Origin of the sequence: Gordonia westfalica (assembly GCF_900105725.1) — a bacterium.
Classification (GTDB): domain Bacteria; phylum Actinomycetota; class Actinomycetes; order Mycobacteriales; family Mycobacteriaceae; genus Gordonia; species Gordonia westfalica.
Genome location: NZ_FNLM01000034.1, coordinates 1784692 through 1810661 on the forward strand (window position 1 = coordinate 1784692; position 25970 = coordinate 1810661).

At 68.9% G+C, this 25970-nt stretch carries 26 protein-coding genes and 1 pseudogene; 10 read left to right on the forward strand and 17 right to left on the reverse strand.

The features are described from left to right. Positions 1–13: 13 nt before the first annotated feature. Positions 14–1264 (forward strand): IS110 family RNA-guided transposase, encoded by a 1251-nt coding sequence (locus BLU62_RS13520; protein WP_074850041.1) that lies wholly within the window; start codon positions 14–16, stop codon positions 1262–1264. 107 nt (positions 1265–1371) lie between these two features. Here BLU62_RS13520 and BLU62_RS13525 read toward each other — a convergent pair whose 3' ends face one another. The 8 genes from BLU62_RS13525 to BLU62_RS13560 all read right to left on the reverse strand — a co-directional run bounded on the left by BLU62_RS13525 (position 1372) and on the right by BLU62_RS13560 (position 6833). Beyond that, positions 1372–1989: a non-canonical purine NTP pyrophosphatase gene (locus tag BLU62_RS13525; protein WP_074850042.1), complete on the reverse strand. Its 618-nt coding sequence runs from the start codon at positions 1987–1989 to the stop codon at positions 1372–1374. After that, entirely contained in the window at positions 1989–2744 is a 756-nt protein-coding gene (rph, locus tag BLU62_RS13530) for a ribonuclease PH (RefSeq protein ID WP_074850043.1), read from the reverse strand. The genes BLU62_RS13525 and rph overlap by 1 nt, the downstream gene beginning before the upstream one ends. Before the next feature lie 71 nt (positions 2745–2815). Beyond that, the gene (locus BLU62_RS13535; RefSeq protein ID WP_074850044.1) at positions 2816–3580 is read right to left on the reverse strand and encodes a cyclic nucleotide-degrading phosphodiesterase; all 765 of its coding nucleotides are present in this window, start codon (positions 3578–3580) and stop codon (positions 2816–2818) included. 80 nt (positions 3581–3660) lie between these two features. Next, positions 3661–4491 (reverse strand): glutamate racemase, encoded by an 831-nt coding sequence (murI, locus tag BLU62_RS13540; RefSeq protein ID WP_208863686.1) that lies wholly within the window; start codon positions 4489–4491, stop codon positions 3661–3663. Further along, positions 4488–5120, reverse strand: a complete 633-nt coding sequence (locus tag BLU62_RS13545) for a rhomboid family intramembrane serine protease (protein ID WP_074852891.1) — start codon at positions 5118–5120, stop codon at positions 4488–4490. Before BLU62_RS13545 ends, murI begins: the two co-directional genes overlap by 4 nt. Positions 5121–5173: 53 nt before the next feature. Then, positions 5174–6145: a PLP-dependent cysteine synthase family protein gene (locus BLU62_RS13550; RefSeq protein WP_074850046.1), complete on the reverse strand. Its 972-nt coding sequence runs from the start codon at positions 6143–6145 to the stop codon at positions 5174–5176. A gap of 2 nt (positions 6146–6147) precedes the next feature. Further along, the gene (locus tag BLU62_RS13555) at positions 6148–6423 is read right to left on the reverse strand and encodes a MoaD/ThiS family protein (RefSeq protein ID WP_074850047.1); all 276 of its coding nucleotides are present in this window, start codon (positions 6421–6423) and stop codon (positions 6148–6150) included. Positions 6424–6425: 2 nt separating this feature from the next. Then, positions 6426–6833 carry a M67 family metallopeptidase gene (locus BLU62_RS13560; protein ID WP_074850048.1) on the reverse strand — a complete coding sequence of 136 codons (408 nt, stop codon included), beginning with the start codon at positions 6831–6833 and terminating at the stop codon, positions 6426–6428. Between the two features lie 297 nt (positions 6834–7130). Here BLU62_RS13560 and BLU62_RS13565 point away from each other — a divergent pair, with 297 nt between their 5' ends. Then, positions 7131–7958, forward strand: coding sequence for an LppX_LprAFG lipoprotein (locus tag BLU62_RS13565; RefSeq protein WP_244278172.1), 828 nt, complete (start codon positions 7131–7133; stop codon positions 7956–7958). A gap of 50 nt (positions 7959–8008) precedes the next feature. Further along, entirely contained in the window at positions 8009–8401 is a 393-nt protein-coding gene (locus tag BLU62_RS13570; protein ID WP_074850049.1) for a DUF4189 domain-containing protein, read from the forward strand. Here the strand turns inward: BLU62_RS13570 and BLU62_RS13575 are convergent. The 3 genes from BLU62_RS13575 to clpS all read right to left on the reverse strand — a co-directional run bounded on the left by BLU62_RS13575 (position 8398) and on the right by clpS (position 10577). Further along, positions 8398–9510, reverse strand: a complete 1113-nt coding sequence (locus tag BLU62_RS13575; protein WP_074852893.1) for a P1 family peptidase — start codon at positions 9508–9510, stop codon at positions 8398–8400. The two genes, BLU62_RS13570 and BLU62_RS13575, sit on opposite strands and share 4 nt — an antisense overlap. A gap of 93 nt (positions 9511–9603) precedes the next feature. Beyond that, the gene (gene aosR, locus BLU62_RS13580; protein ID WP_074850050.1) at positions 9604–10179 is read right to left on the reverse strand and encodes an oxidative stress transcriptional regulator AosR; all 576 of its coding nucleotides are present in this window, start codon (positions 10177–10179) and stop codon (positions 9604–9606) included. 74 nt (positions 10180–10253) lie between these two features. Next, positions 10254–10577 carry an ATP-dependent Clp protease adapter ClpS gene (gene clpS / locus BLU62_RS13585; RefSeq protein WP_074850051.1) on the reverse strand — a complete coding sequence of 108 codons (324 nt, stop codon included), beginning with the start codon at positions 10575–10577 and terminating at the stop codon, positions 10254–10256. Positions 10578–10598: 21 nt separating this feature from the next. Here clpS and BLU62_RS13590 point away from each other — a divergent pair, with 21 nt between their 5' ends. From BLU62_RS13590 to glgB, 5 genes are all read left to right on the forward strand, one after another. Beyond that, entirely contained in the window at positions 10599–11906 is a 1308-nt protein-coding gene (locus BLU62_RS13590) for a nicotinate phosphoribosyltransferase (protein WP_074850052.1), read from the forward strand. 35 nt (positions 11907–11941) lie between these two features. Then, positions 11942–12553 carry an isochorismatase family protein gene (locus BLU62_RS13595; protein ID WP_074850053.1) on the forward strand — a complete coding sequence of 204 codons (612 nt, stop codon included), beginning with the start codon at positions 11942–11944 and terminating at the stop codon, positions 12551–12553. A gap of 78 nt (positions 12554–12631) precedes the next feature. Further along, the gene (locus BLU62_RS13600; protein WP_074850054.1) at positions 12632–14743 is read left to right on the forward strand and encodes an ATP-dependent DNA helicase; all 2112 of its coding nucleotides are present in this window, start codon (positions 12632–12634) and stop codon (positions 14741–14743) included. Between the two features lie 152 nt (positions 14744–14895). Further along, a complete protein-coding gene (locus BLU62_RS13605) occupies positions 14896–16896 on the forward strand; it encodes a maltotransferase domain-containing protein (protein WP_074850055.1) in 2001 nt (666 codons plus the stop codon). Position 16897: 1 nt separating this feature from the next. Beyond that, on the forward strand, positions 16898–19114 hold the full coding sequence (glgB, locus tag BLU62_RS13610) for a 1,4-alpha-glucan branching protein GlgB (RefSeq protein ID WP_074850056.1): 2217 nt from the start codon (positions 16898–16900) through the stop codon (positions 19112–19114). Between the two features lie 79 nt (positions 19115–19193). On the opposite strand, the gene BLU62_RS13615 is transcribed toward glgB, so the two are convergent. From BLU62_RS13615 to BLU62_RS13635, 5 genes and pseudogenes are all read right to left on the reverse strand, one after another. Then, complete coding sequence (locus BLU62_RS13615) at positions 19194–20147, reverse strand: tetratricopeptide repeat protein (protein WP_084811912.1); 954 nt, start codon at positions 20145–20147, stop codon at positions 19194–19196. Between the two features lie 59 nt (positions 20148–20206). Next, the gene (locus tag BLU62_RS13620; RefSeq protein WP_074850057.1) at positions 20207–21445 is read right to left on the reverse strand and encodes an MFS transporter; all 1239 of its coding nucleotides are present in this window, start codon (positions 21443–21445) and stop codon (positions 20207–20209) included. Further along, positions 21446–21760: a thiamine-binding protein gene (locus BLU62_RS13625; protein WP_074850058.1), complete on the reverse strand. Its 315-nt coding sequence runs from the start codon at positions 21758–21760 to the stop codon at positions 21446–21448. It lies immediately after the preceding gene. Positions 21761–21789: 29 nt separating this feature from the next. After that, positions 21790–22185 carry a DUF3817 domain-containing protein gene (locus BLU62_RS13630; RefSeq protein WP_074852895.1) on the reverse strand — a complete coding sequence of 132 codons (396 nt, stop codon included), beginning with the start codon at positions 22183–22185 and terminating at the stop codon, positions 21790–21792. 70 nt (positions 22186–22255) lie between these two features. After that, a pseudogene (locus BLU62_RS13635) lies at positions 22256–23457 on the reverse strand (acetyl-CoA C-acetyltransferase). Positions 23458–23542: 85 nt separating this feature from the next. Between BLU62_RS13635 and mce the strand changes: the two are divergent. Then, positions 23543–24037 (forward strand): methylmalonyl-CoA epimerase, encoded by a 495-nt coding sequence (gene mce, locus BLU62_RS13640; protein WP_074850059.1) that lies wholly within the window; start codon positions 23543–23545, stop codon positions 24035–24037. Positions 24038–24265: 228 nt separating this feature from the next. Beyond that, positions 24266–25219 carry a coiled-coil domain-containing protein gene (locus tag BLU62_RS13645; protein ID WP_074850060.1) on the forward strand — a complete coding sequence of 318 codons (954 nt, stop codon included), beginning with the start codon at positions 24266–24268 and terminating at the stop codon, positions 25217–25219. A gap of 30 nt (positions 25220–25249) precedes the next feature. Here BLU62_RS13645 and nucS read toward each other — a convergent pair whose 3' ends face one another. Further along, the gene (gene nucS, locus BLU62_RS13650) at positions 25250–25933 is read right to left on the reverse strand and encodes an endonuclease NucS (RefSeq protein ID WP_074850061.1); all 684 of its coding nucleotides are present in this window, start codon (positions 25931–25933) and stop codon (positions 25250–25252) included. Positions 25934–25970: the final 37 nt, after the last annotated feature.

Below are 25970 nucleotides of genomic sequence, written 5' to 3' on the forward strand. Positions count from 1 at the left end.
TCACTGATGAGCACTGGACTTACACAGACCATCTGACACCCCCCGCTGCGCGGGTCTCGACGTCTCCAAAACCGATGCCAAAGTGTGTGTGCGACTGAGCAGTCCGGATCGCAAACCGGTCCAGGAGATCACCACCTGGTCATCGATGAGTCGCGACATCCTGCGCTTGCGCGACTATCTGACCGAGGAACAAGTCACCTGTGTGGTCATGGAAGCCACCGGCGACTACTGGAAACCGTTCTACTACGTCCTCGAAGACGCCCCGTTCGAGGTGATGCTGGTCAATGCCCACGACGCCAAGAACCTGCCCGGCCGCAAAACCGATGTTTCCGATGCCGCCTGGCTGGCCCAGTTGGCTGCCCACGGTTTGCTGCGGGCGTCGTTCGTTCCCCCCGAACCGATCCGCCGACTGCGCGACCTCACCCGTACCCGTACCGCGATCACCCGCGAACGCAGCCGTGAGATCCAACGGTTGGAGAAAGTCCTCGAAGACGCCGGCATCAAACTATCGGTCGTCGTTTCCGACATCACCGGAGTCTCGGCCCGCCGAATGCTACGGGCACTGGCCACGGGGCAACGCGACCCAGATGTGCTGGCCGAAATGTCGGTGAAACTGCTGCGCCGCAAAATCCCCGCCCTCACCCAGGCACTACAAGGCCGCTTCACCGAGCACCACGCATTCCTGGTGACCCTGCATCTGGATTTCATCGATCAGCACACCATCCAGATCGATACCCTCACCGCACGCATCGAGGAAGTGATGGCGCCCTTTCAGGCCGCCCGCGACCTGCTCGTCTCCATTCCCGGGATCTCCACCACGACCGCCGATGTGATCATCGCCGAAACCGGGGCGGACATGACCCAGTTCCCCACACCCGGACACCTGGCCTCCTGGGCCGGGGTGTGCCCGGGCCATCACCAATCAGCCGGACGCACCAAAAACGCCAAAACCCGGCCCGGTAACCGTCATCTCAAAGGCGCCCTCGGGGCTGCGGCCCTATCGATCGCCAACCACCGAGGAACCTTCCTCAACGCCAAGTACGGCCATCTCATGCGCCATCGCGGTAAGCCCAAAGCCATCGTCGCCATCGAACACAGCCTGCTCACGATCATCTGGAACATGCTCACCGACAACACCAGCTACCGAGAACCCGGACCCGACTACCACCAACGCAGCCACCCCGAACGCACCCGCAACCAAGCCATCCGGCAACTCCAGCAACTCGGCTTTACCGTCACCCTCACCCCGAACGAGGCAGCCTAGCAACGCCCCTCACCTAAACCTTCGGATCAGGGAGCGAGAATCGTGCCGCTTCTCTCGGATCAGCCAGCGAGAGTGGTGTCGCTTCTTTCGGATCAGGCAGCGAGGCGTCAGGAGCCCGCGAGCTCCCGGAGCGCGGGCACCAGCTGCGCCAGGGCCTTGCCGCGGTGGCTCAGTGAGTCCTTCTCCTCCGGGGTGAGTTCGGCCGACGAGCGGCCGGCCGCGAGTTCGTCGTCGGGCGCGAACAGCGGGTCGTAGCCGAAGCCGTTCGGGCCTCGCTCGGCACGCAGCACCGTCCCGCGCCACTCCCCGCGCACGACCGTCTCGGTTCCGTCCGGCAGAACCAGCGCGCACGCCGACACGAATGCCGCGCCGCGCCGCTCGTCGGGGGTGTCCGACAGCTGGGCCAGCAGGAGCGCGTTGTTCGCCGGGTCGTTGCCGTGTGCACCCGACCACCGCGCCGACAGCACACCGGGCATCCCGTTCAGTGCGTCCACGGAGATCCCGGAATCATCAGCGAGACAGGGCAATCCAGTGGCACGCGTCCCTGAGCGCGCCTTGATCAGCGCGTTGTCCTCGAAGGTCGCACCATCCTCGGGCTCCTCCGGGAACTCGGGTACGGCGTCGAGGCCGACGATCTCCAGTCCGGTGATCCCCGCGGCGTCGACGACGCGCTGCAGTTCGGCGAGCTTCTTGCGGTTACGGCTCGCGAGCAGGACCTTCGACATCAGGCGTTGCCCGGCAGCTGACCCGGGTACGGCTCGGCGAGCACGGCACGCTGCGCCTCGAAGAGCTTCTCGGTACCGACCGCGGCGACGTCGAGGAGGGCGTTGAGCGTCGACCGTGCGAAGGTCGCACCCTCACCGGTGCCCTGCACCTCGACGAGGGTTCCGGCGTCGGTGGCGACGACGTTCATGTCGACCTCGGCGCGCGAGTCCTCCTCATAGGGAAGGTCCAGGCGCACCCGGCCGTCGACGACGCCGACGCTCACCGCGGCGATCGCGCACGAAAGCGGTTGGGGGTCGGACAGTTTGCCGGCCGCCCGGAGGTAGGTCACGGCATCGGCGAGGGCCACGTAGGCGCCGGTGATCGCGGCGGTGCGGGTGCCGCCGTCGGCCTGCAGGACGTCGCAGTCGAGGGCGATGGTGTTCTCCCCCAGCGCGGCGAGGTCGATGCACGCCCGCAGGGACCGGCCGACGAGTCGGCTGATCTCATGGGTCCGGCCACCGATCGAACCCTTGACCGATTCGCGCCTGTTCCGCTCGTGCGTCGCCGCCGGGAGCATCGAGTACTCGGCGGTCAGCCAGCCCAGGCCCGATCCGCGGCGCCACGGCGGCACGCCCTCGGTCACGCTCGCGGTGCACATCACCCGGGTCTGTCCGAACTCCACCAGCACCGATCCCGCCGGATGGCTGGTGAAGCCGCGGGTGAAGGAGATGGGACGCAGTTCGTCGTCGGCTCGGCCGTCAGCTCGTGTGGTCACGGCTCCAACTGTAACGATCGTGGTCGGGCGCCCGGTGACCCACTCGACGTGACCCGCTCGGGCAGAGCCCGCTAGGCCAGCTCGATGATCTGTCCCTGTCTCACGAGATCGACCGGCCCGGAGAATGTACTGCGCGCCTCGGCGAGGATCTCCGCCGAGTCCGTCCACGGCGCGACGTGGGTGATCGCGAGAGCACGCGCGTTCGCCTTGGTCGCGGCCTCGCCCGCCTCGATCCCCGACATGTGCAGGTCCGGCGGACGTTCCGACGGCGCGTGGGTCCACGACGCCTCGCACAGGAAGAGATCCGCGTCGGCGGCGAGGTCGATGAGTTCGTCGCAGGGAGCGGTGTCACCGCTGTAGGCGATGACCTGCCCCTCGGGACCGGTGATGCGCAGCCCGAAGGTCGACGGCGGGTGGTTGACGTTGACCGCCTTGATCCGCATGCCCCCGAGAGTCACCTCGAGACCGTCGCACCATTCCCGGACGTCGAAGGTGTCGGAGATGTCGTCGACCTGTCCGGGATACTCCGACGAGCCGTGACCGATCCGCAGCGCGGTCCCGGGCGGTCCGTAGAGCGGTGCACGTTCCGTCGCCGCCGAGGGCGCGTATCGCCGCCACACCAGCATCGCGGGCAGATCCATGCAGTGATCGGCATGGAGGTGGCTGAGCACCACCGAGACCCCGCAAGGATCCGTGACCCGTTGAAGCTCGCCGAAGACACCCGGCCCGCAATCCACCAGGACCGGCTGTTCGCCGGGGACAGAGAGCAGGTAGCCGGAGCACGCCGCCCCCGGTCCGCCCACACTGCCCGAACATCCGAGGACCGTGAGACGCATACGCCCTACTGTGCCATGCCCGTGCGGGATGCTGCCGGATTACCGGGTCACAAGTGGGCGGCGAAGATTGCCCGAGTCGGCTAAAGGTGCTGCACAGCCCCGACGACGGGCCCGAGGAACCGCCGCGAGAGTTTGGCGAACATCTCCGGGTCGCCGGTCGACTGGAAGACGCGCGACGCCTCCCGGCCGGTGTGCGGGTGCAGGAGATCCATCTCCGTGAGGACGCGGAAGAGGTCCTTGGCCGTCTCCTCGGCGCTCGACACCAGCGTCACCTCGTCGCCCATCGCGAGCTGGAGAACGCCGGTCAGCAACGGGTAGTGGGTGCAGCCGAGAACGACCGTGTCGACGCCGGCCTGCTGGAGGGGTTCGAGGTATCCCTGCGCCAGGCCGAGGATCTGGCGACCGCTGGTGATCCCGCGTTCGACGAAGTCGACGAAGCGCGGACACGGGACCGCAGTGACCACCGCGTCGCGGGCCGCGGCGAACGAATCCTGGTATGCGCGTGAGGAGATCGTCGCCTCGGTGCCGAGCACGCCGATCCGGCCGTTCTTGGTGGCGACCACGGCACGACGCACCGCGGGGAGCACGACCTCCACCACCGGGATCGGTGCGTAACGTTCCCGGGCGTCACGCAGACAGGCGGCCGACGCGGTGTTGCAGGCGATGACGATGGCCTTGACGCCGCGCTCGGCCAGATCGTCGCCGATCGCGAGGGCGTGCTTGCGGATCTCCGGGATGGTCAGCGGACCGTACGGCCCGTTCGCGGTGTCACCGATGTAGACGATGTCCTCGTCGGGCAGCAGGTCCATGATGGCGCGCGCGACGGTGAGTCCGCCGACGCCGGAGTCGAAGATCCCGATGGGCGCCTCGGGATCCGAGGTCCAGACGGGCGCCTTGGGTTGTGCGGCTATGACGCCACCCCCGGGGTCGCGGTGGGCTGCTTCTGCTTGCGGTCACGCGAGGCGAGGAACCAGGCGGCCAGCACGCCGGCGATCGCGCCGAACAGATGCGCCTGCCAGGAGACGATCGGATTCGTCGGCAGCACACCCCAGAGGATCGACCCATAGATCAGGAAAAGCACTACGCCACCGAGGATCTGCCACAGGTCACGGTTGAACAGACCGCGGACGATGAGGAAGGTGAGCCAGCCGAAGATGATGCCCGACGCGCCCACCGTGACCGAATAGGGCGCGGCGAAGAGCCAAACTCCCACCCCGGAGATCACCCAGATGATCCCGGTGACGACGAGGAAACGCCGGGTCATCAGGACCAGGAAGCAGAGCACCGCCCCGGGCATCAGGTTGGCGAGCAGGTGCTCCCAGTCGGCGTGCAGCATCGGCGCCCAGAGGATGCCGTCGAGTCCGTCGACCTGTCGCGGCTCGATGCCGTTCTGGTCGAGGTCGTATCGGGTGGCCGCGTCGATCAGCTCGATGACGAACAGCGCCGCGACGATGCACGCGGTGGTGATCAGCGAGCGCAACCAGAGCGGACGGGAGCGCCGCGGCTGCTCCTGCCCTACCGGTGGGGTGTACGACGTCATGGCCAGCTTCTCTTCGGGTCTCGACTCTTCGGGTGACGTTCCGGGGGTGCCGGTCACGCCCAGAGCTGACCTTCTAGTGCCTGCTCCGCGTCGTCCAGGCTACCTTCGTAGACCCCGGTCGACAGATACTTCCATCCCGCGTCGGGCACCACGAAGCCGATGTCGGCGCGGACGCCCTCCTTCATCGCCCGGCGCCCGATGCCGCGCGCGGCCTGCAGGATCGCGCCGGTCGAGATGCCGGCGAAGATGCCCTCGAGATCGATCAGCTCGCGCACACGGGCAACCGCGTCGACACCCGTCACCGAGAACCGGCGGGTGAGCACCGAGTCGTCGTAGAGCTCCGGGATGAAACCCTCGTCGATGTTGCGCAGGCCGTACACCTCGTCGCCGTAGCGGGGTTCGGCCGCGACGATCTCGATCTCCGGATTGCGTTCGCGCAGAAAGCGTCCGACGCCCATCAGGGTTCCGGTGGTACCGAGTCCGGCGACGAAGTGGGTGATCTCCGGCAGGTCGGCATAGAGTTCCGGGCCGGTCCCCTCGTAGTGGGCGGCGACGTTGGCGACGTTGCCGTACTGGTAGAGCATCACCCAGTCCGGGTTCTCCGACGCCAGCTTCTTGGCCACCGCGACCGCGGTGTTCGACCCACCCGCGGCCGGCGACGAGATGACCTTCGCGCCGAACATGCGCAACAGCGACCGACGTTCCTCGGAGGTGTTCTCCGGCATCACGCAGATAAGTTGGTAGCCCTTGAGTTTCGCGGCCATCGCCAGCGAGATCCCGGTGTTGCCACTGGTGGGTTCGAGGATCGTCGAACCCGCGTGCAGCAATCCGTCGCGTTCGGCCTGCTCGATCATGCGCAGCGCCGGACGGTCCTTGATGGAGCCGGTCGGGTTGCGGTCCTCGAGCTTGGCCCACAGCCGGACGTGCGGTCCGTCGGCCGAGTCGTCCCACCGCGGGGACAGCCGCTGGAGCCCGATCAGCGGGGTGTTGCCGACCGAGTCGATGAGTGAGTCGTAGCGCGCCACGCTCAGCAGCCGCCGGCGACCGCGGGCAGGATGGTCACCTCGTCACCGTCGTCGATGGAGGTGTCGAGGCCGCCCGAGAACCGGACGTCCTCGTCGTTGACGTAGATGTTCACGAAACGGTGAAGCTTCCCGTCTGCAACGAGGCGCTCCTTGAGTCCGGGGTTGCCCGACTCCAGGTCGTCGATCAGTGCGGCGAGCGTCGCCCCGGAACCCTCGACGCGCTTGGCGCCGTCGGTGTGGGTTCGCAGGATCGTCGGGATGGACACGGTGACGGGCATATTCAGCTCCTGATCTCGATCTCTTCTTCGGTGACCGTGCCGTCGACGATGCGATAGCTACGGATCTCGGTGGTCTCCGGGTCGCGCGTGGACACCAGCACATAATGCGCGCCGGGCTCGCCGGCGTAGGAGATGTCGGTGCGGCTCGGGTAGGCCTCGGTCGCGGTGTGCGAGTGGTAGATCACCACCGGCTCCTCGTCACGGCGGTCCATCTCGCGCCACACGGACAGCTGTTCGGCGGAGTCGAATCGGTAGAACGTGGGCGACCGCTCGGCGTTGATCATCCGGATGAACCGTTGCGGGTCGTCGGAACCCTCCGGCCCGGCGATCACCCCGCACGCCTCGTCGGGATGGTCCTCTCGCGCGTGCGCGACCATCGCGTCGAGGAGTTCCTGATCGATCTTGAGCATCGGTGTCCCGTTCTCCTTCGCAGGCGCGGGCCCAGGCGGGCACGGATGGTCGGCGACAGGTCGTCGCACATGTCCCGAGAGGGAACGCCGGGCTGAGAACGCCTATTCCGCGCCCGCGTATGACCGGTGTCACCCACCGTTCCCACTGTCCTCCGACCTGGCCCCGAGTCGTCATTCGGGCGTCATACAGTAAACCGATTCGGGCCGAAACGCCGTTACGTTGAGTCGCATCGGCGCCGGGGGTGCGTCGAGCTCGCGACGCCCGGGCGGCCCGTTTTGAAGCATCACATCCCACGTGTGGCCACGATCGCGCTGTCGTGCGCGGCCGCCGCCTCGATCGCACTCACCGGATGTTCGACGGAGTCCGGGTCGCAGACCGCGACCGGCACCTCGGCCGCTTCCACCGAGACCGGGTCCACCACGGTCATCGACGACCCGGCGGCACAGGTCGAGGCCGCGGCGGCCAACACCGCGGACCTCGATGGTGCGCACCTCGACCTGTCCGTCAAGGGTTCGGTGCCCAACCTGAACGCCAAGAAGGTCACCGCACATCTCGTGACCACGCCCGCCGACGCCGCGAAGGGCGAGGCCACCGTGGTCTTCGGCGCCGAGGACCCCGACGAGGTCGAGGCGCCCTTCGTCTACGTGGACGGGGTGCTCTACGCCGACATCGCCGGCGACGGCTACCTCAGCTACGGCGACGGCACGTCGATCTACGACGTCTCGGTGTTCCTCGATCCGGACAAGGGCCTCGCGCATGTCCTGACCGAACTGACCGATCCCACCGCGATCGGCAGCGAGCGAATCGACGGTGTCGAGACCACGAAGATCAGCGGCACCGTCCCTGCCGGTGCGCTCGCCGCACTCACAGGCGCTCGCCAGGTCGTCGGACCGCAGGACGCGCCGGTGCCGACCACCGTCTGGCTGACCACCGGCACCAACCAGCTCGCCCGGCTCGTCTTCGCCCCGAACCCCGCGGACGAGAACGCCACGATCACGGTCGACCTCGGCAACTGGAACGAGACGGTCGACATCGAGAAGCCCGCGGTGATCAACACCCCGTCGGTCGCCCCGTCCGGGACGCCCGCGCCCGGTCAGCCGACCCGCGAACCGTCGGGAGGTTAGACACCATGCGCCACTTGCCCACTCACCTCCGCCGTCATTCAGGAGCACCCATGACCCTGCGCAGACGATTCGCCGTGGCCGCCCTGTCGCTGACCGCCGCGGCCTCCGCACTCGTGGCACCGGCCGTGACGGAACAGGCCCCGGCCGATGCCGCCTACAACTACTACGGAGCGCTCGCACTCTCGACGTCGACCGGCGCCGTGGGCCGGGCTCTCGACTACCCGTCGTACAGCGCGGCCTCCGCGGCGGCCCGGCAGTACTGCCCCGCGTCCGACTGCAAGGTCGTCGCCCAGTTCGTCAACGGCTGCGGCGCGATCGCGACGTCACCCAGCTACTGGGGTTACGGCACCGCGCCGCGGCTCTACACCGCTCAGTCGACTGCGCTGTACTACGCGGGCGGCGGGTCCATCTACTACTGGGCCTGCACGAGCAATCACGGTTAGCGCACGAACGCCGACGGCGCGGCCTGCGCGTAGGTGGGGATCGAGGCCACCGACTCGGCGGCGAGCACGGCGTCGACGATGGCCCGCTGGACGACGTCGGCCGCGCATCGGCACACCTCGGCGATGACCGCCGCGTCGGCGTGCATGCCGGCCGGGGAGGCGGTCGCCGGGTCGGTCGACTCCGGCCGGACCGCGCCCGTGGAGACGGCGAAGATGGTGTCGCCGTCGAGCGGCGAATGGGCCGGCCGGATGGCCCGGCCGAGACCGTCGTGGCCGGCCATGGCGATCCGCCGGGTCATCGCCGCGTCGAGTGCGGCATCGGTCGCGACGACGCCGATCGTCGTGTTGAGCACGGTGTGTTTGTCCGCGAGGTCGGCCAGACGCGCGATATCCGCGGCCTCGGGGCGAGTCAGGCCGAGTCGTCGGAGTTCGTCCTCGCCCAGATCCCACGGGAGGCCGGTCCTCGGGTCGATGACCGCGCCCACCGGGTTGGCGACCATCAGCGCGCCGACGGTCACGCCGGCCGCGGGTCCCGTCTCGATCCTCACCGACGCGCTGCCCACACCACCTTTCAGCGCGCCGGCACGGGCTCCGGCGCCGGCCCCCACGCTGCCGACCGCGAAGTCGGTGTCGGCCGCGCGGACCGCGTCGGCACCGAAGTCGGCGTCGGGCCGGTGATCCCATGCCCCGACCGGCAGGTCGAAGATGACCGCCGCGGGGACGATGGGAACCACGTGTCCCCGGGTGTCGAGCGGCAGGCCGACGCCGTCCGCCTCGAGAGCCCGCATCGCGCCGTCCGCGGCCGCGAGACCGTAGGCACTGCCGCCGCTGAGGACGATCGCGTGAGCCGTCTGCACGGTGTTCGACGGATCGAGGAGGTCGGTCTCCCGGGTGCCGGGTCCACCGCCGCGCACATCCACCGCGGCGATCGCGCCCGGTCCCGAGATCCGCACGACCGTCGTCCCGGTCGCCCAGCCGTGACCGTCGGGCGCGTCGGCGGTGCCGGCGACCTTCGCGTCGGCGTCGACGCGGTGACTGTGTCCGACGGTGATCCCGACGACGTCGGTGATGCGGTCGCCCGGGCGGGCGGGTCGTCCGATGGTGGTCACGTGCACCTCTGCTCTCGTCGATCCCCGACCGGAAACTCAACCGAAACTCGGACAAAGCTCCCGAAGGGAGCCGTTGTCACCGAGAACTGTAGGTCACATCACCGCTTCGACGAGCAGATCCTGCATCACGGTGAGCCAGTGATAGACGTCGAGGTGCGCAGCGTGCGGATGGTCGGGCGGCAACCGGTCGGGGGTGTCCTCGGAGATGCCCAGCATCGCCCCGAGGGCCAGGCGGACGTCGTTGAGCGCGGTGAGCCATGCGGTCGCCTGTTCGACGGTGAGCGAGAGGTCACCGCCGCCGTCGGGCAGGGTGTCCAGGAGAACCTGCGCCGCACCGAGTTTGGCGTCGATGATCTTCGGCTCGTTGACGCTCCGCAGCGCGGAGTTGAGCCGGCCGTTGACCACCTCGGCGGAGAGTTCCTCGTCCTGGTCCGGCCGATGGAAGTCCGGCAGCAGCCGACCGAGCGTGGCGTCGTCCGGCGCGTCGGAATGGCCGATCCGGATACCGGTGACCTCCGACAGCGCATCGCGCGGCGCGGTGTCGGCACGTTCGGTGAGCAGCTCACACATCGACGAGACCAACGACGCGAGAAGCTCGGCCTCGTGCGAGTCGAGCTGAGAGGTGATCCGGACGGACTCGCCGCGGCCCTTGCGTTTCCAGGTGCGCACGTCTCAGTGCCTCCCCACCGTCGGGTTCGCCCCGGGCGACGAGGGTCCCGTGCCGGGCGGCTGAAGCGACCAGCTCATGAATCCCGCTGCATGGTGGCCCACAGCCCGGCCGCGTGCAGCTTACGCACGTCACCTTCGACCTTCTCGCGGTCGCCGCTGGAGACCACTGCCCTGCCCTCGGTGTGCACCTGCATCATCAGTTCGTTGGCACGGGACTCCGAGTAGCCGAAGATCTTCTGGAAGACGAAGGTCACATACCGCATCAGGTTGACGGGGTCGTCCCACACGACGGTCATCCAGGGTTTGTCGAGATCCGCCGCGCCGTCGGCCACCGCGGGTTCGGCAACCGCGGTACCGCCGGGGGTAGCCTCGTGCGCACGAGTTTCGTCAGGCGCCATGAGGACAAGGGTAACGCGATAGTGAGCATCGACAACACCGCGCTGCTGACCGACCAGTACGAGCTGACCATGGTCGCAGCGGCACTCCGCCACCCGGTTGCGCACCGGTCGTGTGTGTTCGAGGTGTTCGCCCGACGTCTCCCCGACGGTCGTCGATACGGCGTCGTCGCCGGTACCGGACGCGTCCTCGCCGAGCTCGCGGAGTTCCGTTTCGGCGACGAGGAGATCGCCGTCGTGGACAAGTTCCTCGACGCCGAGACCGTCTCCTGGCTGCGTGATTACCGGTTCTCCGGTGACATCGACGGCTACCGGGAGGGTGAGCTCTACTTCCCCGGATCGCCGATCCTCACCGTCCGCGCCCCCTTCGCCGAGGCCGTGCTGCTCGAGACCTTGATCCTGTCGATCCTCAACCACGACAGCGCCATCGCCTCGGCCGCCGCGCGGATGGTCAGCGCGGCCGGGTCCCGGCCGATCATCGAGATGGGCTCCCGACGCACCCACGAGCGGGCCGCGGTCGCCGGCGCCCGCGCCGCCTATCTGGCCGGCGTCGCCGCGACGTCTAACCTGGAGGCCAACCGTCGTTTCGGCGTCCCCAGCGCGGGAACCGCCGCCCACGCATTCACTCTCGGCTTCACGGGGCCGGACGGTCCCGACGAGAAGGCCGCCTTCGCCGCGCAGGTCGAGGCGCTCGGCGTCGGCACCACGCTGCTGGTCGACACCTACGACATCACCCGGGGCGTGCGCAACGCGATCGAGGTGGCCGGCCCCGAACTCGGCGCGGTGCGGATCGACTCCGGAGATCTCGGCGTGCTCGCGCGACAGGTGCGCACGCAGCTCGACGACCTCGGCGCGACGAACACCAAGATCGTCGTGTCCGGCGACCTCGACGAGTATGCGATCGCGTCGCTGCGCGCCGAACCGGTCGACACCTACGGAGTGGGGACCTCGCTGGTGACCGGCAGTGGCGCACCGACCGCGGGGATGGTCTACAAGCTCGTCGAGGTCGACGGACTGCCGGTCGCCAAACGTTCCAGCCACAAGGAGTCGCGCGGCGGGGCCAAGGCGGCTGTGCGTGCCGCACGCGGCAGTGGGACCATCGTGGAGGAGATCGTCTACCGCGCCGGCGGCCCACGACCCGAAGCCGACGGCGGTCTCCATCTGCTGGATCTGCAGATCCCGCTGGTTCGCGGCGGGGAGCCGGTGGCGTCACTGCCATCGCTGACCGACGCGCGCGCCCACCTCGCGGCGGGGCTCGTCAGTCTGCCGTGGGAGGGTCTCGGCCTCTCACACGGCGACCCGGCGGTGCCGACCCGATACCAGCTCGGCTGACGAGCAACACCTTTCGATCCGCCAGGGAGTACCCGATGAGCAGCGAACGCAGCGACGGCACCAAGCAGGCCGACGCGTTGGTCGTCGTCGACGTCCAGAACGATTTCTGTGAGGGCGGTTCACTCGCCGTCAACGGCGGTGCGGCCGTGGCCCGGGCGATCACCAAGATCCTCGGCGAGTACCGCACGGTCGTCACGACGCGCGATCACCACATCGATCCGGGCGAGCATTTCTCCGATTCGCCCGACTATGTCGACACCTGGCCACCGCATTGCGTGGTCGGTACCGACGGGGTCGGCTTCCATCCCGAATTCGATTCCGCCGCAGCGCAAGAGATCTTCTCGAAGGGAGAGTACAGCGCCGCCTACTCCGGCTTCGAGGGCACCACCGACGACGGTGTGACCCTCGAGCAGTGGCTGCGCGACCACAAGATCTCGTCCGTCGACATCGCGGGCCTGACCACCGACCACTGCGTCCTCGCCACCGCACTCGACGCGGTGGCGGCCGGTTTCACCACGCGGGTGCTGCTCAACTTCACCGCGGGCGTGGGCGCGGAGACCACCACCGCCGCGCTGGCCGGCATGCGGAAGGCCGGGGTCGAACTCGTGGGAGACCTGCTCTACGACGGTTCGCACGGCACGGGTTAGCCCCGAGGGAACCGCCGAGCGCGCTGATCCGTCTGAATCCCACACACCCCATCTCGAACGAGGACCCCGGACCCCCACATGCCCAACACTCCCCCGGTGACCGATCTGCTCGACACCGCGGTCTCCGCGCTCGGCGGTCGTCGCCGTGACGGTCAGGTCGCCATGGCCTCGGCCGTCGCCCACGCCATCGACACCGGCGAACATCTCGCCGTGCAGGCCGGGACCGGCACCGGAAAGTCGCTGGCCTATCTCGTGCCGGCCATCCGCCACGCCGTCGAGACCGGGCGCACCGTCGTGGTGTCGACCGCGACGATCGCGCTGCAGCGTCAGCTGATCGAGCGAGATCTCCCCCGCCTCGCCGGCGCACTGGCGAAGCCGATCGGTCGCAAACCCACTTTCGCGATCCTCAAGGGTCGCGGAAACTATCTGTGCCTGAACAAGATCCACTCGGGGACCGCCGACGAGCCGGACACCGAGCTGTTCGATCCGTTCGAGCTGTCCCGCACCGGCCGCGATGTCACTCGGCTGCGCGAGTGGAGCAGCGACACCGAGACGGGCGACCGCGACGATCTCGTCCCCGGTGTCGCCGACCGCGCCTGGCGACAGGTCAGCGTGTCCGCGCGCGAATGCCTCGGCGCCGCCAACTGTTCCTACGGCGAGGACTGTTTCGCCGAACAGTCCCGTCGCCGGTCCGGCAAGGTCGACGTGGTGGTCACCAACCACGCGCTGCTGGCGATCGACGCGACGAGTCCCGCCAACGTGCTCCCCGAACACGATGTGGTGATCATCGACGAGGCTCACGAGCTCGTCGACCGGATGACCTCGGTGGCGACCGACGAACTGTCGGCGTCCTCGATCGCGCTCGTCTCCCGGCGCGTCGGCAAACTCGTCGACGAGGAGACCGCCGACGCCCTCCTCGGCGCCGGTGAGCAACTCGGCGAACTCCTCGAGACCGCCCCCAAGACCCAGTGGACGCAGCTGCCCGCCGACGCCACGAGCGTTCTGGTGATGTTGCGCGACCGGCTGTGGCAGACCCGGACCGCGATCGGCCCGGTGCGCGCGCCCGGCGCCGGCGACGACGGTGCGGCCGCCGCCCGGTCGGCCGCCCTCACCTCGCTCGACGACATGCACGACACCGTCGTCCGCGTCCTCGGGGCCTTCGACGAACCCGACGAGTCCAAGCGCCGTGACGTGGTGTGGGTCGGTCTCGACACCTCACGACGCGGCGCCGAGCCCCGCCCGGTGCTGCACATCGCACCGCTGTCGGTCGGCGGACTGCTCCGGGCATCGCTGTTCGCCAATTCGACGGTCATCCTGACCTCCGCGACGCTGACGATCGGCGGCTCCTTCGACGCCCTCGCCGCCACCTGGGGCCTGCCCGCCTCGGGTCGCGGCACCGACCGGCCCGCCGCCGACGAGCCCGGAGCCGATGAACCGGGTCCCGACCCGGCGGCCTCGCGCAACATCACGGCCAGCGGCAAGGCGGTGCCGTCGGATTCGGGTTCGGCGCGCTGGACGGGCCTCGACGCCGGCTCTCCGTTCGACTACCCGAAGTCGTCCATCCTCTACCTCGCGCGGCACCTGCCGCGGCCCGACCGCTCGGGTATCGCACCGAAGACGATGGACGAGATCGCCCAGCTCGTCGATGCCGCCGGTGGACGCACCCTGGGGCTCTTCTCGTCGATGCGGGCCGCGCGCGAAGCCGCCGAGGCGATCCGGGAACGCTGCGAGTACCCCGTGTTGTGTCAGGGCGACGACACCACCTCGACCCTGGTCAGACGCTTCGCCGAGGATCCCGAGACATGCCTGTTCGGCACCCTGTCCCTGTGGCAGGGCGTCGACGTGCCCGGGCCGTCGCTGAGCCTGGTCATCATCGACCGGATCCCGTTCCCCCGGCCCGACGACCCGCTGCTGACCGCGCGGCAGCGTGCGGTCGACGCCCGGGGCGGCAACGGTTTCCTGTCCGTGGCGGCCAACCACGCCGCGCTGCTGCTCGCCCAGGGCGCCGGTCGCTTGCTGCGATCGGTCGACGACCGCGGCGTCGTCGCGGTGCTCGACTCCCGACTGGCGACGGCCGGATACGGGGGCTACCTGCTCGCCTCGCTGCCGCCGATGTGGCGGACCACCGACCCCGCAGTGGTCAGGTCCGCCCTCAGCCGACTCGCCGCCGCACCGCGTCCGGTGGGCTGATCACGCCGGGAGCGAGACACCCGACACGGGGACCGCGTACGACAAGACAATCGCGTACGCGGGGCACTAGGTTGGGTAGCGGTGATACCAACGCAGGCGAGACCGACAACGCACCCTGGCCAGTCGCGGGAGCTGACGAGAGGAGGCTTCGAGTGATCGGGCGCATGGGGATCGACGACATCGCACCCCTGGTCTCCGCCGGGCAGCAGCCCGCGAAAGCCGTTGTGGGAGAGTTCTTCCCGGTCAGCACCACGGCGTGGCGCGAAGGTCACGACGCGATCGGGGTCACGCTGCACGTCGAGGCTCCCCGCCACGGCGTTCTCGACATCCGGATGACCCCGACCCCCGAACCGGACACGTTCAACGCGGCGTTCGTCCCCGACGCCGTCGGCTTCTGGTCATACCGCATCGAGGCCTGGAGCGACCCCTACACCACCTGGCGGTCCGCGGTCACCAAGAAGCTCGATGCCGGTCAGGGCGCCGCCGATCTGGCCAACGACCTCGAGACCGGCGCCCGCATCCTCACGCGCGCCGCCGAGGCCATCGCCGACGAGAACCGCGAACTCGTGCTCGACGCCGCGCGTCTGCTCCGCGCTCGCCGCCGCCGGGTGGAGAACCGCGTGAGCCTGGCGATCTCGGAGGAGGTCGCCGAACTCCTCCACGACAATCCGGTCCGCGAACTCGTCACCAAGAGCCGCACCCATCGCGTGTGGGTGGACCGCACCCGCGCGCTGTTCGGGTCCTGGTACGAGTTCTTCCCGCGCTCGACCGGCGGCTGGGACGGCGAGGGCAACCCGGTGCACGGCACCTTCCTCACCGCCGCCCAGGACCTGCCCCGCATCGCCGGGATGGGTTTCGACGTCGTCTACCTCCCGCCGATCCACCCCATCGGCGAGATCAACCGCAAGGGACGCAACAACACGCTCGTCGCCGGCCCCGACGATGTCGGCTCGCCGTGGGCCATCGGGTCGAAGGACGGCGGCCACGACGCCATCCACCCTCAGCTCGGCAGCGAGGAGGACTTCGAGTACTTCGTCGGGCGGGCGCGTGAGCTGGGCCTCGAGGTCGCCCTCGACCTCGCCCTGCAGTGCGCACCCGACCACCCCTGGGCCACCGAACACCCCGAGTGGTTCATCATCCAGCCCGACGGCACGATCGCCTACGCGGAGAACCCGCCGAAGAAGTACCAGGACATCTACCCGCTCAACTTCGACGACGACCGCAACGGCATCTATCGGGCCGTGCTGAAGGTCGTCCTGCACTGGGTCGGCCTCGGCGTGGACATCTTCCGCGTCGACAACCCGCACACCAAACCGCCGAACTTCTGGGAATGGCTGATCAGCGAGGTCAAGAAGCGGAACCCGGACGTGCTGTTCCTGTCCGAGTCGTTCACCCGGCCCGCGCGTCTGTACGGTCTCGCCCGCCTCGGGTTCACGCAGTCCTACACGTACTTCACCTGGAAGACGGTCAAGTGGGAACTCGAGCAGTTCGGACGTGAACTGGCCGAGCACGCCGACGAGGCGCGGCCCAACCTCTTCGTCAACACGCCCGACATCCTGCACGCCAGCCTGCAGCACGGCGGCCCGGGAATGTTCGCGCTGCGCGCCGCACTGGCCGCGACCCTCGCCCCGACCTGGGGCGTCTACAGCGGCTACGAACTCTACGAACACGTGGCGGTCGCCGAGGGCAGCGAGGAGTACCTGGACTCCGAGAAGTACGAACTGCGTCCCCGCGACTACAAGGCGGCCGCGAGCCGCGGCGAGTCGCTGGAACCGTGGATCACCTCGCTCAACGAGATCCGCCGCCGCCATCCCGCGCTGCAGCAGTTGCGGAACATCCACTTCCATCACGTCGACAACCCCTCGCTGATCGCCTACTCGAAAATCGATCCCGTGTCGGGCGACCGCGTCGTGGTGGTGATCAACCTCAACCCGTTCGCCGCCGAGGAATCGACCGTCTGGCTCGACCTGCCCAAACTCGGATTCGAGTGGTACGAGCACTTCTCCGTCCGCGACGAGGTGTCCGGGGAGGAGTACTGGTGGGGACAGGACAACTACGTCCGTCTCGAGCCGTGGCGCGCGGTCGCCCACATCCTGGCCCTGCCGCCGCTCGACCCCGCCGCCGCCGCGCGACTCGCCTACCGAATCCAGTGAGGTGCCCGTGACCGATCTCGAGTCCCTCCCCGACCCCGCAGCCACCGACCACGACCTGCGTCGGCTTCACGCACTGACCCACCCCGACCCGCATGCGTTCCTCGGGGCGCACGACGCACCGGGCGGCAGCACGATCCTGCGCACCCTACGGCCCGACGCACTGTCGGTGTCGGCGGTCATCGGCGGCGTCGACCATCCGATGTCCCGCCAGACCGACGACCTGTGGGTCGTCACGGTGCCGATCGCCGACCTGATGGACTACCGCTACCGGATCGTCTATCCCGACGGTTCGGGCGGGACGTCGGAATTCGTGGTCGCCGACGGATACCGGTTCCTGCCGAGCCTCGGCGACATCGACATCCACCTGTTCAGCGAGGGACGTCACGAGAAGCTGTGGGAGGCCCTCGGCGCGCGCATCGTCTCGTACACGACGGCCGACGGCGACGTCCGCGGCACCGCGTTCTCTGTGTGGGCGCCCAACGCGCACGGCGTGGCCGTCATCGGCGACTTCGACCACTGGACCGGCCGTGTGGCCCCCATGCGCAAGGTCGGGGTCAGCGGCGTCTGGGAGGTGTTCATCCCCGACGTCGGCGACGGTGCGCACTACAAGTTCCGGGTACACGGCGCCGACGGCGTGATCCGCGACAAGGCCGACCCGATGGCCTACCGGACCACACTCCCGCCGTCGACCGCGTCGGTCGTCGCCGAGTCGCACCATGTCTGGTCCGACGACGCCTGGATCGCCCGCCGGGAGGCCTCCGCACCCGAGCGCGAACCGATGAGCGTCTACGAGGTGCACCTGGCGTCGTGGCGTCAGGGCCTGGGCTATCGCGAACTCGCCCATCAGCTCGCCGATTACGTCGTCGAGAAGGGCTTCACCCACGTCGAGTTCCTGCCGGTGGCCGAACACCCCTTCGGCGGCTCGTGGGGCTACCAGGTGACGTCGTACTACGCGCCGACTGCGCGCTTCGGCACCCCCGACGACTTCCGCTATCTCGTCGACCACCTGCATTCGCGCGGCATCGCCGTGCTCGTCGACTGGGTGCCCGCGCACTTCCCGAAGGACGAGTGGGCCCTCGCCCGCTTCGACGGCACGCCGCTCTACGAGCACGCCGACCCGATGCGTGGCGAGCAACTCGACTGGGGCACCTACGTTTTCGACTTCGGACGTCACGAGGTGCGCAACTTCCTGGTCGCCAACGCGCTGTTCTGGTTCAGCGAGTTCCACATCGACGGACTACGCGTCGACGCCGTCGCGTCGATGCTGTACCTGGATTACTCACGCCCCGACGGGCAGTGGCGGCCCAATGTTCACGGCGGCCGCGAGAACCTCGAGGCGGTGCAGTTCCTGCAGGAGACCAACGCGACGGTCCACAAGCACTTCCCCGGCGTCATCACCGTCGCCGAGGAGTCCACCGCGTGGCCGGGCGTCACCCGGATGACCGATCTCGGCGGTCTCGGCTTCAGCTTCAAATGGAACATGGGCTGGATGCACGACAGCCTCGACTATCTGTCACGCGATCAGGTGCACCGCAGCTTCCACCATCACGAGATCACCTTCTCGCTGATGTACGCGTGGAGCGAGAACTTCGTGCTGCCCCTGTCGCACGACGAGGTGGTGCACGGCAAGGGCACGCTCTGGACGCGGATGCCGGGCGATTCCTTCACCAAGGCCGCCGGCGCACGCGTGTACCTCGCCTATATGTGGTCGCATCCCGGCAAGCAGTTGCTGTTCATGGGCCAGGAGTTCGGCCAGACCGGTGAATGGGCCGACAACCGCAGCCTCGACTGGCACCAGCTGGAGGGATGGGAGGGCGAGCTCCATTCCGGTATCTCGGCGCTCGTCACCGATCTGAACCGCATCTACCGGTCGTCCCCGGCGCTTTACACTCAGGACATCACTCCCCTCGGCTACGAGTGGATCGACGCCAACGACACCGCGAACAACGTGATCAGCTTCCTGCGTTTCGGGGAGGACGGATCGGTCGTCGCCTGCATCTTCAACTTCTCCGGCTCGGACCGCGTCGACTATCAGGTCGGTCTGCCGCAGGGCGGGGTGTGGGAGGAGATCCTCAACACCGACGCCGACGCCTACAGCGGCGCCGGCCGGGGCAATCTGGGGTCGGTGACCGCCGACGGGCCGTCGTACCACGGACGCCCCACCTCGGCGCGGGTCATGCTGCCGGCCAACTCCGCCATCTGGCTCGCCCCGCGCTAGCCGCACAAACCCACCCTTTATCGGCAAACCCAGCACCCCGGAGGGTGCTGGGTTTGCCGAAAAATGGTGGGTTTGCGGATCAGTAGAGCGCGCTGGCCAGCTTCCGGCGTGCGGCGACGACGAAGTCCTCGGCCGGATCGAACAGCTCGAACAGCTCGAGGAGTCGCGTCCGTGCCCGTGTGCGCTCGTCGCCGTTGGTCACGCGGACCACGTCGATGATCCGGTCGAAGGCCGCCTCGGGCTGCTGCGACAGCAGCAGGACGTCCGCGGCCGCGAGCTGGGCGTCGACGTCGCGCGGTGACGCCGTCTCGACGATGGCCGGGTCGTGGGCCTGCGCGCGCAGGATGAATTCGAGGTTCCGCGCCGCCGACGCCGCCTCGACGTTCTCGGGTTCGGCTTCGGCAACGGCGCGATATGCGGCCAGTGCCCCGTCGAAGTCACCGTCGTTGAGCTTCTCCTCGGCGGCGATCATGCGCGGATCGGACTGCTCCGGCTCGGGAGCCGCACCCGCGGGTGCGTCCGGCAACGCGTTGCCGACCTGGGCGAAGATCTCGTCGATCCAGCTGGTGATCTCGGCCTCGGACCGGACGCCGTTGAACGCGGTGACCGGCTGTCCCTGCACGATGGCGACGACCATCGGGATCGACTGCACCCGGAATGCCTGCGCGATACGGGGACTGGCGTCGACATCGACCTTGGCGAGCACCCAGCGACCGCCGGACTCCGCGGCGAGACGCTCGAGAACCGGCGACAACTGCTTGCACGGTCCGCACCATTCCGCCCAGAGGTCGACGACGACGAGCTGCTGCATCGACCGGTCGAGGACCTCGGACTCGAAGGTCTCCTCGGTCACGTCGATGACGCTCGCGCCCGGCGCGGCGGGCGGTGCAGCCGGCGGCGGGGTGCCGGGGACCGGCTGTGCGCCGTCGGGCTGAGCCTGCGCTCGCTGGGCCTGGGCTCGCTGAGCCTGGGCGCGTTGGGCTTCGGCCCGTTCCTTGATTCCGCCGAGATCGACGGCACCGGTCATGGCCATGGCGGCCGCAGCCTGTTGACGGGCCGCCGCGGCGGCCTGCTGACGATTGGTTGGTCGCGTCACTCCTCTAGTGTGGCACGACCACCCGACCGCGACGACCGAGGTTCGCCGAGCGCGGACACCGACGGTCCGCGTGGGCGCACCACTCCGGCGAAGTACACCGCGAGCAGGAGCGCGGCCAGGGCCGCGAGCAGCCCGGTGTTCAGACTCGTTTGGCTGCTGATGAACCCGACGACGGCCGGTCCGGCGAGCATCCCCAGGTATCCGCAACCGACGACGATCGAGATCGTCCGCCCGCCCGCCGAATCGGTGAGGTTGCCCGCGGCGGTGAAGATCTGCGGGATGAGTCCGGCGAGTCCGACGCCGAAGACCGCCCAGCCGACGACGGCGAGCGCCGGAACCGGCGAGACGATCGCGATCGTCATGCCGGCGATCCCGATGAGTGCGCCGACGCGCAGCACGCGGACCGCCCCCACGGACGCGACGACCGGATCGATGACGAATCTCGACACCGTCATGGCGAGGCTGAAGGCGCCGAACGTGAGCGCGCCGATCGCCTCGCTGGTCCCGTAGCTCTCGACGATGTGCAGGGCGCTCCAGTCGTAGGCGGTGCCCTCGGCGAGCATCAGCCCGAAGGCGACGACCGCGAGGAGGACGAGCCGACGCCGGTCGATGCCGTGCCACCACGACGCTTCCGACGACGCGTTCGTCGACGTCGCCGGCGACTCGTCGTGCCCGGCGAGGCCACGCGCGACCGCGGCGACGACCACGAATCCGGCAACGGCCGCACAGGCGACGGTCGGGACGACGCCGGCGTCGGCCCACAGGGTCGCCGCGACCACTCCGGACCCGACCAGGCTGCCCGCCGAGAACCAGCCGTGGAACGACGACATGATCGGCCGGCGATACGCGCGCTCGACGGCGACCGCCTGCGCGTTCATCGACACGTCGAGGCACCCGTTGGCGAATCCGAACGCTGCCAGCGCCGCACCGAGGGTGAGCGTGTCGACGGCGAGGACGGGCGTGATGATGACCGCCGAGAGGAGCGATGCAGCGACGATCGTGAGCGGCCGGGAACCCCAGCGATCGATCAGCGGGCCACACACCTGCATGCCGACGAAGGCGGATCCACCCAGGAGGAGCAGCAGGCCGCCGAGCTCGTCGTGCCCTACGTCGGTGCGCTCGCTGATGACCGGGATGTGAGCCACCCACATGGCGGCGAGGAAACCGTTCAGGGCGAAGATCGTGGCGACCGCCCGCCGGGATCGACGGGGTCCGGTCGCGAGGTGCACCTGCACTCAGTCGCCCGAACCCAGGTGGCGTTCCACCCGTTCGACCTTGCCGGTCAGTTCGTCGGTGTGGCCCGGTCGGATGTCGGCCTTGAGCACCAGGCCCACGCGCGGCGCGCGGGCGGCGACGGCCTCGGTGGCGGCTTTGACCACTGCCATCACTTCGTCCCAGTCGCCCTCGAGATAGGTGAACATCGAGGTTGTCTGATGTGGGATCCCGGAGGCCCGCACCACCTCGACGGCGGCCGCGACCGCCGCACTCATCCCGCCGTCGGCGTCGACGGCGGTCCCGCCCGAGGGCGTGAGGCTGAACGCGACGATCAGTGGACTACCTCCGGATCAGGCGGGTCGGATCAGGCGGGGGCCTGCTGCGGCGACTGCCCGGCCGACAGCTCGGCGAGATGGCCGTTGCGCTTGGCCCACCACTCGAAGACGATCGTGCCGAAGGGCGGCACGCTCGATGCGAGCGCCAGCAGCGTCACGATCGGGATCCCGATGCGGCGTCCGCCCAGGGGCAGCTCCCACTTCACGGCGTTCCACTTGAGCTGGAACGAGGTGATCAGGGCGACGATCACGAAGATCACGAAGACGGCACCGTGGGTGGCGCCGGGCAGCGCGATGGCCTCCGGGTCGTCGTTGACGCGCTTGAGGATCATCCCGACGATCAGCCACGCCCAGGTGATGGCCTCGGCCACGGCGACGAGGCGGAAGCGCTTGGCGGGTGTGGTCAGGTCGAAGAAAGACAGCATGTTCACCATTGTGCCTGCCGGCGGAGACTTCTACGACAAAGTGTCGTAGAAGTCTCCTTCAGCGGATCGATCAGGCCTTCGGGACGCGGACGATCAGCGCGTCGCCCTGTCCACCGGCACCGCACAGTGCGGCCGCGCCGACACCGCCGCCGCGGCGCTGCAGTTCGAGCGCGAGGTGGAGGGTGATGCGGGCACCGGAGGTGCCGATCGGGTGACCGACGGCGATGGCGCCACCGTTGACGTTGATCTTGTCCGCGTCGACGCCGAGCTGCTGGGTCGAGGCCAGGCCGACGGCGGCGAACGCCTCGTTGATCTCGATGAGGTCGAGGTCCGCGGGGCGATGCCCTCGCGGTCACATGCCTTGATGATCGCGTTGGCCGGCTGCGCCTGCAGGCTCGAGTCCGGACCCGCGACGACGCCGTGGGCACCGATCTCGGCGAGCCAGGTCACGCCCAGTTCCTCCGCCTTGGCCTTGCTCATCACGACGACCGCGGCAGCGCCGTCGGAGATCTGCGAGGAGTTGCCCGCGGTGATGGTGCCGTCCTTGCGGAAGGCCGGGCGCAGGCCCCCGAGCGACTCGGCGGTGGTGTTGGCGCGGATGCCCTCGTCCTCGGTGAACTGGATCGGGTCGCCCTTGCGCTGCGGGATGGAGACCGGCACGACCTCGTCGTCGAAGACGCCGTTCTTCCAGGCGGCAGCGGCGAGCTGGTGGCTGCGGGCGGCGAACTCGTCCTGCTGCTCGCGCGTGAAGCCGTCCTTGTCGTTGCCCTGCTCGGTCAACGCACCCATCGGCTGATCGGTGAAGGCGTCGTGCAGGCCGTCGAAGGCCATGTGGTCGGTGAGCTCGGTGTTGCCGTACTTGAAGCCGCTGCGGCTGCCCTGCAGCAGGTGCGGGGCCTGGGTCATCGACTCCTGGCCACCGGCGACAACGACGTCGAACTCACCGGCGCGGATGAGCTGGTCGGCGAGCGCGATGGCGTCGATGCCCGACAGGCACATCTTGTTGATCGTCAGCGTCGGGACGTCCCAGCCGATACCGGCCTTGATCGCGGCCTGGCGAGCCGGCATCTGACCCGCCCCCGCGGTCAGCACCTGGCCCATGATCACGTACTGGACCTCAGAAGCCGGGACCCCGGACTTCTCGAGTGCACCCTGGATCGCCACCGCACCCAGGTCGACGCCGCTGAAGTCCTTCAGGGAGCCCAGGAGGCGGCCGAAGGGGGTGCGTGCGCCGGCGACGATGACCGTCGTGTTGTCAGCAGTCGAGGACATGGAAAAGAACCTCCGGGGGTGTCGTGCGAGGGGGCTACCGAGCGCCCGCTCTGTGCGCTCTACCCCCCAACGCTACCGTTGTGACATGAGCACCTCTGCAACTGACCCCAGCACCCCCGCCGGCACTCCCCAGGGCGCGACCGCTCTGATCTCCGACCTGGTCGTCGCGATCGACCACGTGGGCATCGCCGTCCCCGACCTGGACGCCGCGAAAGAGTGGTATGCGACACACCTCGGCTTCGAGACGCTCCACCAGGAGACCAACACCGAGCAGGGTGTCGAGGAGGCCATGGTGGGCCCGGGCGGCGGTGGCGCGGTCATCCAGTTGCTGGCCCCGCTCGACGAGTCGTCGACCATCGCGAAGTTCATCGATCGCAACGGCCCGGGCCTGCAGCAGCTCGCGGTGCGGGTGACCGACGTCGACGCCGTGACCGCCCGCCTCACCGAGGCCGGCGTCCGTGTCCTCTACCCCGCCGCCAAGCGGGGCACTGCGAAGTCCCGCATCAACTTCGTCCACCCCAAGGACGCGGGCGGCGTTCTGCTCGAGCTCGTCGAGCCGGCCGCCGACGCCGCGCACTGAGCCCGATCCCTCGGCCCGAACCTCAAAAGCGTTCGGGCGCTTGACAACTCCCTCCCCGCCCGCCCTGCGCCACGGCACCCGGGCGGACACCGGCGCCGGCGCGTGGACACCTGAGCAGAGGTCCACGCGCCGGCGCCGAGGACCGTGTCCCCGACAACGCCGACACCCGCGCCGAACCTGACTCCGACCGCGCTTCGAGGTCCGGCCGTCTCCGATACACTGGCCCGCATGCCAGGTCCCGCACGGCAATTGCCCTTTGCGATCGTGATGCGCGGTTATGACCGTGAGCAGGTCGCCGACCATCTCCAGAGACTCGACGCCGAGTTGCGGGTTCTCGCCGCCGATCGCGACGCCGCCACCGCCAACGCCCACGAGCTCGCGGCCCATCTCGAGGACGCGCGCGACGAGATCGCCGAACTCCGGCGCGAGATCGACAAACTCTCGGTACCGCCCACCACCGCGCAGGGCATGAGCGAACGCCTCTCCCGCATGCTCCAGCTCGCCTCCGACGAGGCCTCGGAGATGCGGGCCGAGGCGTCGGCCGAGGCCGACGAGACGCTGTCGATCGCCCGCCAGGAGGCGGCCGACATGCGGTCCGAGGCGGCCGCCGAGGCCGAGCGGATCCGCGGCGAGGCACAGGCGGCGGCCAAGAAGCTCGTCGATGAGGCATCCGCGCGTGCACGGCAGGTCAAGGAGACCGCCGCAGCCAACGAGTCCGAGTCGGCGCGTCTCATCGCCGAACGCACGGCCGCGATGGAGGCCGAGCACACCAAGACGATGAAGGCCGCCAACGACGAGGCCCGCCGCATCGTCGACAAGGCTAAGTCGGAGGTCGCCGAACTGGAGGCCGTCAGCTCACGCGAACGTGCCGCCGAGCGGGAACGCCACGACGCGGAACTCGCCGACCAGCGTGAACGTGCCCTCGACGAGGCCAACCACATCCGTCAGACCGCCCTCGACATCGCCGGCGAACGCCTGAACCGATCCCGCGAGATGGCGCATGCGGCCGACCGTGCGCGTCAGGAGATCGCCGCCAACCTGGGGCAGCTCCGCGACAAGCTCGCCGAGCTGCCCGAGTTGCTGGCGCAGCCGGAGGATTCCGAGTACGCGGTGCTGTCCGACACCGACGATCTCGAACTGCTCAATCGCAAGCTGTCACCGGAGGCCCGCGCCAACGCCTGAGCGGGGCCCGGAATCGGCGGCGCCCCGCGCTCAGAAGAGCCGGAACTCCGTACTCTCCGCACCGCGCAGGGCTTCGTAATCCAGCACGACGCAACGGATTCCACGATCCTCGGCGAGCGTTCGCGCCTGCGGCTTGATCTGCTGCGCGGCAAAGACGCCGGCGACGGGAGCCAGCGTGGTGTCGCGGTTGAGCAGTTCCAAGTAGCGCGTCAGCTGCTCGACGCCGTCGATCTCACCGCGTCGTTTGATCTCCACGGCCACCGTGGCACCCGCGGCGTCGCGGCACAGCAGATCGACAGGTCCGATGGCCGTCATGTACTCGCGCCGGATCAGGGTGTGGCCGGGCCCCAGGGTCTCCACGTGCTCGGCGAGCAACTCCTGGAGATGCGCCTCGACGCCGTCCTTGACCAGACCGGGATCGATCCCGAGTTCGTGCTGCGAATCGTGTTCGATCGACGTGATCGTGATCCGCAGTTCCTCACCCGCCTTGTTGGTGACCACCCAGTAGGCCTCTGCCTCGGTGCCCTCGGGCACGGCGGCCTCGGTGAGCCAGCACGGCGGGCTCATCCAGTTGAGCGGCTTGTACGCGCGGTCGTCGGCGTGCACGCTCACCGAACCGTCCGACTTGACCAGCAACAGGCGCTTGGCCATGGGCAGATGGGCGGTCAATCGCCCGACATAGTCGACCTGACACTCCGCGATGACGAGACGCACGAACCCACCCTAGGGCATCGACTGCACCGATCTCACG